At 63.3% G+C, this 6255-nt stretch carries 6 protein-coding genes and 1 pseudogene; 4 read left to right on the top strand and 3 right to left on the bottom strand.

What is annotated here, in order from left to right; genetic code table 11:
* From EOA27_RS17580 to EOA27_RS17570, 3 genes and pseudogenes are all read right to left on the bottom strand, one after another.
* A pseudogene (locus EOA27_RS17580) lies at positions 1-570 on the bottom strand (amino acid ABC transporter permease); the annotation flags it as partial.
* Positions 571-574: 4 nt separating this feature from the next.
* Positions 575-1762 carry an amino acid ABC transporter permease gene (locus tag EOA27_RS17575; RefSeq protein WP_126083219.1) on the bottom strand — a complete coding sequence of 396 codons (1188 nt, stop codon included), beginning with the start codon at positions 1760-1762 and terminating at the stop codon, positions 575-577.
* 62 nt (positions 1763-1824) lie between these two features.
* Complete coding sequence (locus EOA27_RS17570; protein ID WP_095820064.1) at positions 1825-2853, bottom strand: amino acid ABC transporter substrate-binding protein; 1029 nt, start codon at positions 2851-2853, stop codon at positions 1825-1827.
* A 481-nt stretch (positions 2854-3334) separates the two neighbouring features.
* Here EOA27_RS17570 and EOA27_RS17565 point away from each other — a divergent pair, with 481 nt between their 5' ends.
* From EOA27_RS17565 to EOA27_RS17550, 4 genes are all read left to right on the top strand, one after another.
* Positions 3335-4513, top strand: coding sequence for a cystathionine beta-lyase (locus EOA27_RS17565; protein WP_126083220.1), 1179 nt, complete (start codon positions 3335-3337; stop codon positions 4511-4513).
* Positions 4514-4663: 150 nt separating this feature from the next.
* A complete protein-coding gene (locus tag EOA27_RS17560; RefSeq protein ID WP_126083221.1) occupies positions 4664-5347 on the top strand; it encodes an RNA polymerase sigma factor in 684 nt (227 codons plus the stop codon).
* 93 nt (positions 5348-5440) lie between these two features.
* The gene (locus EOA27_RS17555) at positions 5441-5965 is read left to right on the top strand and encodes a DUF4142 domain-containing protein (RefSeq protein WP_126083222.1); all 525 of its coding nucleotides are present in this window, start codon (positions 5441-5443) and stop codon (positions 5963-5965) included.
* Positions 5962-6255: cupredoxin family copper-binding protein (locus EOA27_RS17550; protein WP_127256787.1), on the top strand; the 294-nt coding region annotated here is incomplete at its 3' end. The genes EOA27_RS17555 and EOA27_RS17550, both read left to right, overlap by 4 nt.

The raw sequence follows: 6255 nt of genomic DNA, 5'->3' as shown, positions 1-6255 counted from the left end.
CGACACGGCAATGCCGACGAAGGACAGGCTGAGCGTGACCAGCAGCCCGCCCCAGCGCGGGGTCTCGACATGCGGCAGACCGAACACGCCGCCTACCAGCAGGACGAAGGCGACGACCGGCAGCGCCACGAAGAGCAGAAGCGCGTTCAACCCCTTGCGCGGCACGCGCGGGATCAGCATCGGCACCAGCAGCGCCACGAACAGGATGGCGACCAGAATCGGCCGCCAGCGCTCCTCGATTGGATAGGTGCCGAACATGAACTGGCCGAACTTGGCGTTGACGAAGGCCCAGCAGGCGCCGGTCCAGCCATCGGGCTGGATGCCGCCTTGCGAGGCGGTCGTGCATACCGTGCGGTCAGGGCCAGTCCAGACGGCGTTTATGAAGGCCCAGTTGATGATTTGCGGCAACACCCACACCACGATGGCAATGCCCAGCACCGTGAGGATGGTGTCGCCGACCGAACCGATCAGGTTTTTGCGCACCCAGGCATAGGCGCCGCGTTCGGTAGGCGGCGCCGGCTGCGCCAGCGCCATCTCGGTGCGCACCCAGGACATGTCGTGTTCCTGCATGGCCTTACCTCTCCACCAGCGCCATTCTGGCGTTGACGATGTTCATGACGAAGGACGTCACGAGACTCAGCACCAGATAGGCGACCATCATGATGAACACGCCCTCCACCGCCTGCCCGGTCTGGTTCAGCACGGTGCCGGCGGTGGCTGTCAGATCGGGGTAGCCGATGGCAATGGCCAGGGATGAGTTCTTGGTCAGGTTGAGATACTGGCTGGTGAGCGGCGGGATGACGATGCGCATTGCCTGCGGGATCACTACCAACCGCAGGATCGGACCGGAGCGAAGGCCGAGTGCCGCTGCCGCCTCGGTCTGGCCCCTGCTGACGCCCCTGATGCCGGCGCGCACGATTTCGGCGATGAAGGCCGCCGTGTAGAAGGATAGCGCCAACAGCAGCGACAGGAACTCCGGCTTGATCCAGAAGCCGCCGGTCAGGTTGAAGGTCGACTGCTTCGGGAAATCGAAGGTGAGCGGCATGCCGCTGAGCAGGAAAGCAAGCACCGGCAGGCCGATGATGAGAGCGACCGACGTCCAGAACACCGGGAATTGCTGGCCGGTTGCCCGCTGCCGCTGCCGCGCCCTGTGGGCGACGAACCATGCCATCGCGATGGCGAGCAGCAATGCGACGCCGATCAGCCAGGAGCCATCCCCCCAGACGGCCCGCGGTAGATAGAAACCACGCTGGTTGAGAAAGGAGCCGAGGGGCAGATGGATGCTCTCGCGCGGCGGCGGCAGCACGGCGAGCACGCCGGAATACCAGAAGAAGATGACCAGCAGCGGCGGGATGTTGCGGAAGATCTCGACATAAACCGTGCAGATCTTGCGGATCAGCCAGTTCTGCGACAGGCGTCCTATGCCGATGAGGAAGCCGACGATGGTGGCAAGCACGATGCCGGCGACGGCAATGATGATCGTGTTGAGCAGACCGACGACCAGCGCACGGAAATAGGTCGAGTCAGACGTGTAGGCGATCGGCGTGTCGGAGATGTCGAAGCCGGCCCTGCTCTTCAGGAAGCCGAAGCCTGATGCAATGTGCAGGCGCTGGAGGTTTTCGATGACGTTGTGGACGATCCACCAGATCGAGATGAACAGCAGGATCACGACCAGCGTCTGAAAGAACAGGCTGCGTATTCTCGGGTCATTGATGAAGGAGCCGCGGGTCGGCTCCTCGCGAAGGATTTCCTGCGAAGCCATGGACCGTCCCCTGGAAAGAGAAACCGGGAGGCAGACGACCTGCCTCCCGGATCACGTTTCGATCAGCGGATCGGCGGGCCGTATTGCAGGCCGCCCTTGGTCCACAGCGCGTTGATCCCTCGCGCGATCTTGAGCGGGCTGCCCGAGCCGACATTTCGCTCGAACATTTCGCCGTAGTTGCCGACAGCCTTGACGATGTTGACGACAAAGTCGTTGGAGAGGCCGAGATCGGCGCCATACTTGCCATCTGGCTCTGTGCCGAGCAGGCGCTGGATGTTCGGGTCGGTCGACGTCTTCATCTCCTCGACATTCGCCTGCGTGACGCCGGCTTCCTCGGCGTTCAAAAGCGCGAAATAGGTCCAGCGCGCGATATGCGCCCACTGGTCGTCGCCCTGGCGCACGGCCGGGCCAAGCGGCTCCTTGGAGATGATCTCGGGCAGCACGACATGGTCGGCCGGCGATGACAGCGTCAGGCGGATGCCATAGAGGCCGGACTGGTCGGTGGTGTAAGCGTCGCAGCGGCCGGCGTCATAGGCGGCGTTGACCTCTTCGAGCTTCTCGAACACGACGGGATTGTATTCCATCTTGTTCTTCTTGAAGTAGTCGGCGAGGTTGAGCTCGGTCGTGGTGCCGCTCTGCACGCAGACGGCGGCGCCCGAAAGCTGCAGCGCGGAATTCACGCCCGGCAGCTTCTTGGCGTTGATCATGAAGCCCTGGCCGTCATAGTAGGTGACGCCGACGAAATCGAGACCGAGCGCGCTGTCGCGGTTGCTGGTCCAGGTGGTGTTGCGCGACAGGAGGTCGATCTCGCCCGACTGCAGCGCGGTGAAACGCTCCTTGGCGCTGAGCGGCGTGAACTTGACCTTGGAGGCGTCACCGAAAACGGCGGCCGCAACGGCGCGGCAGAAGTCCGCGTCGATGCCTTTCCAGTCACCCTTGTCGTCCGGCGCCGAAAAGCCGGCGAGGCCGGTCGAGACGCCGCACTGAAGAAAGCCCTTCTGCTTCACGGTATCGAGCGTGCCTGCCGAAGCGGCGGACGCCATGAACCCGAGCGCGGCGGCGCCAAGAATGCCGATTGCAATGTGTTTCATGACCCACATACCCTTTTCTGTTACAGGCGCCCCTGCTGTCAGGCGACGCTTGATCTTTTTTCGTTTGTGAATGCAGCTCCCACTTCAGGCCCACTCCCGGACCCGCATCAGTTGCCGATGCGCTGCCTCCCATTCACGAAACGCATCGAAGGCGATTATTCCTGTGAGGTCAAGGGAAATGACCGAAACCCCAAAGGTTTGAAAAGCAATTGCCGCAAATGCCTGAATTGCGGACAAGAGCCCATGAAATCGGCAGTCCATGCGAACAAATCAGTCAAGTTGCAACGGTGCGAATCCATGAGCCGGCGGCCGAATCCGCTTCGGCAATAGCGGTGCTTTGTTGGGCGCGGGCGGGCTTGGATTGGCCTAGCCGAAGACGGGCTTTTGGCGGGCCTGGCGCGGTTGCGCGGGCTTGGCCGCCGCTTTATGGCTGTCCCCTGACATCATTCGACCCCTTACATGAAATGGCTGGCGACGAACCATGGGTAAAGGTAAAGACGGCATCGAAATGCGCACCAACACGCTGCTTGCCCATTCCGGCAACAACCCGCGCGACTATTTCGGCTTCGTCAACCCGCCGGTCGTGCACGCCTCCACGGTGCTTTACGCCGATGCCGCTTCGATGGCCGGACGCAGCCAGAAATACACATACGGCACGCGCGGCACGCCAACGATGGATGCGCTGACGCTCGCCGTCGACGCGCTTGAAGGCTCGGCCGGCACCATCGCGGTGCCTTCGGGACTGGCGGCGGTGACGGTACCGCTGCTCGCCTTCCTCGCCGCCGGCGACCATCTCTTGATCGTCGACAGCGTCTATCACCCGACGCGCCACTTCGCCGATACGATGCTGAAGCGACTCGGCGTCGAGGTCGAATATTACGAGCCGCGCATCGGGGCCGGCATTTCTTCGCTGATCAGGCCCAACACCAAGGTGGTGTTCACCGAATCGCCGGGATCGAACACCTATGAGGTGCAGGACATCCCGGCCATCGCCAAGGCTGCGCATGAAGCGGGCGCCATCGTGATGATGGACAACACCTGGGCGACGCCGCTCTATTTCAAGCCACTCGACCATGGCGTCGACATCTCGATCCAGGCGGCGACGAAATATCCGGCCGGACATTCCGACGTGCTGCTCGGCCTGGTTTCGGCCAACGAGACATATTGGAAGCAGCTCTATGATGGCTTCTGCACCCTCGGATGCTGTTCGGGACCCGACGACATCTACCAGGTGCTGCGCGGCCTGCGCACGATGGGGGTGCGGCTCGAACATCACCGCAAGTCCGCGCTCGATATCGCGCGCTGGCTGGAGGAGCAGGCCGCGGTCGCGCAGGTGCTGCATCCGGCACTCGAAAGCCATCCCGACCATGCGCTCTGGAAGCGCGATTTCTGCGGCTCGAGCGGCGTCTTCTCGATCGTGCTCGACGGCGGCGGCCAGAAGGCCCAGCACGCCTTCCTCGACGCGCTCAAGATCTTCGGTCTCGGCTATTCCTGGGGCGGCTATGAGAGCCTCGCCGTTCCGGTCTTCCTCGGCGACCGCACGCTTGCCAAGGGCTCGTATGCCGGTTCGCTGATCCGCTTGCAGATCGGGCTTGAGGATGTCGAAGACCTCAAGGCCGACATCGCGCGTGGGCTGGCGGCGGCGGCTGCCGTCGAGTGACGAGCTGATCAGTAGGCGCCGGCCGCCACATTTGCAGCCGCAGACATGCCTGGGCCGAAGCGATAGCATAGCCCGCGCAATCAACTCGGGAACCTTTTGCCGGCAGGCGCATCCAATTGCGGATGCAAAACTGCCGGGGGATCGAGCGAGATGAGAAGGCCCGCTATTGAAGCCGCCGGGATCGGCGCGGCAGCGGCCGGCGACATGGCGCTGGTGCGCCGGGCGCTGGCGCGCGATCCGGATGCGTGCCGTGCCATCATCAAGACGCACAATCAGCGGCTCTACCGCATCGCGCGCGGCGTGGTGCGCAACGATGCTGAGGCCGAGGACATCGTGCAGGAGGCCTATATGCGCGCCTTCGCCAGTCTCGGCGCCTTTCGCGGCGAGGCCTCTTTGTCGACCTGGCTGTCGCGCATCGTCATCAACGAGGCGCTCGGCCGGCTGCGCAAGCGCAAGCGCATGGTGGCGATGCCCGAAATCCCGGAGGCGCGGGTCATCCCGTTTCCCCTCAATCCAAGCGACGATCCGGAGCGGACAATGGCGCAGCGACAAATCCTCGGGCTTGTCGAACGGGCGACCGACAGCCTTCCCGATGTCTATCGCAGCGTTTTCGTCGCCCGTGTCATCGAGGGCCTCAGCATCGTGGAAACGGCCGACCTTCTGGGCGTGCGGCCTGAGACAGTTAAGACACGGCTGCACCGGGCGCGCGCCCTGGTGCGCAAGGCGCTGGACGACGAGATCGGTCCGGTGCTGCTCGACGCCTTCCCCTTCGCCGGCCGGCGCTGCGAGCGGCTGACGCAGGCGGTGATGAAGCGCTTGGGTTTCGAAGGCTGACTTTCCCGGGGAACGTTTCTCGCTTCCCGGCATCCAATGGCCGTCAACCCTCAGATGAAGCCCGAAGCCGATGCGCCGGGCGAAGGAGATGCCATGTTCATGCGACCGACCGCCGCCCTCGCCGCCCTTTTCCTGATGAGCAACGCGCCGCTGGCGCTGGCCGCCGACAAGCCCACCGACCCGCAGATCGCCCACATCGCCTATACAGCCGGCTCGATCGACATCGAGGCGGCCAAGCTGGCGATCAAGACGTCCAAGAACAAGGAGATCGTCGCCTTCGCCAAGGACATGGAGCGCGACCATGAGGCGGTGAACAGCCAAGCGCTCGACCTGGTGAAGAAGCTGAAGGTCACGCCCGAGGACAATGACACCAGCAAGGCGCTGGCCAAGGCTGCCAAGGAGGAGCGCGCCAAGCTGGCGAAGCTCAAGGGCTCCGAGTTCGACAAAGCCTATATCGAGAACGAAGTGGCCTATCACAAGCAGGTCAACGGTGCGCTCGAAACGCTGCTCATCCCCTCGGCCAGCAATGCCGAGTTGAAGAGCCTGCTGGAGACCGGGCTCAAGATCTTCCAGGGACATGAGCAGCATGCCGAACATGTCGCCGGCATGCTGAAATGAGGCCGCTGCTTCTTGCGTCGATGCTGGTGACGGTGCTCATGGCACCGCCAGCCTTCGCGGCGACCATCGAGGTGACGATCGACAAGCTGGTGTTCTCGCCGGCGAGCGTTAAGGCCAAAGTTGGCGACACGATTGAGTGGACAAACAAGGATATTCTCGCCCACACCGCCACGGTCAAAGGCGGCTGGGATGTGATGATCCCGGCAAAGTCGAAGGGCAAGGTCACGCTGAAGGCGGCGGGAGAGGTCGACTATTTCTGCCGCTTCCATCCCAACATGAAGGGCCATATC

It is taken from the genome of Mesorhizobium sp. M2A.F.Ca.ET.037.01.1.1, assembly GCF_003998075.1.
Taxonomy (GTDB): domain Bacteria; phylum Pseudomonadota; class Alphaproteobacteria; order Rhizobiales; family Rhizobiaceae; genus Mesorhizobium.
The sequence above is the reverse complement of the archived record's forward strand: the minus strand, read 5'-3'. Positions and strand labels throughout refer to the sequence as shown.

Coding starts and splice junctions, on each gene's coding strand:
- EOA27_RS17570 (WP_095820064.1), bottom strand. CDS start 2,853: ATGAAACACATTGCAATCGGCATTCTTGGCGCCGCCGCGCTCGGGTTC.
- EOA27_RS17565 (WP_126083220.1), top strand. CDS start 3,335: ATGGGTAAAGGTAAAGACGGCATCGAAATGCGCACCAACACGCTGCTT.
- EOA27_RS17575 (WP_126083219.1), bottom strand. CDS start 1,762: ATGGCTTCGCAGGAAATCCTTCGCGAGGAGCCGACCCGCGGCTCCTTC.
- EOA27_RS17555 (WP_126083222.1), top strand. CDS start 5,441: ATGTTCATGCGACCGACCGCCGCCCTCGCCGCCCTTTTCCTGATGAGC.
- EOA27_RS17560 (WP_126083221.1), top strand. CDS start 4,664: ATGAGAAGGCCCGCTATTGAAGCCGCCGGGATCGGCGCGGCAGCGGCC.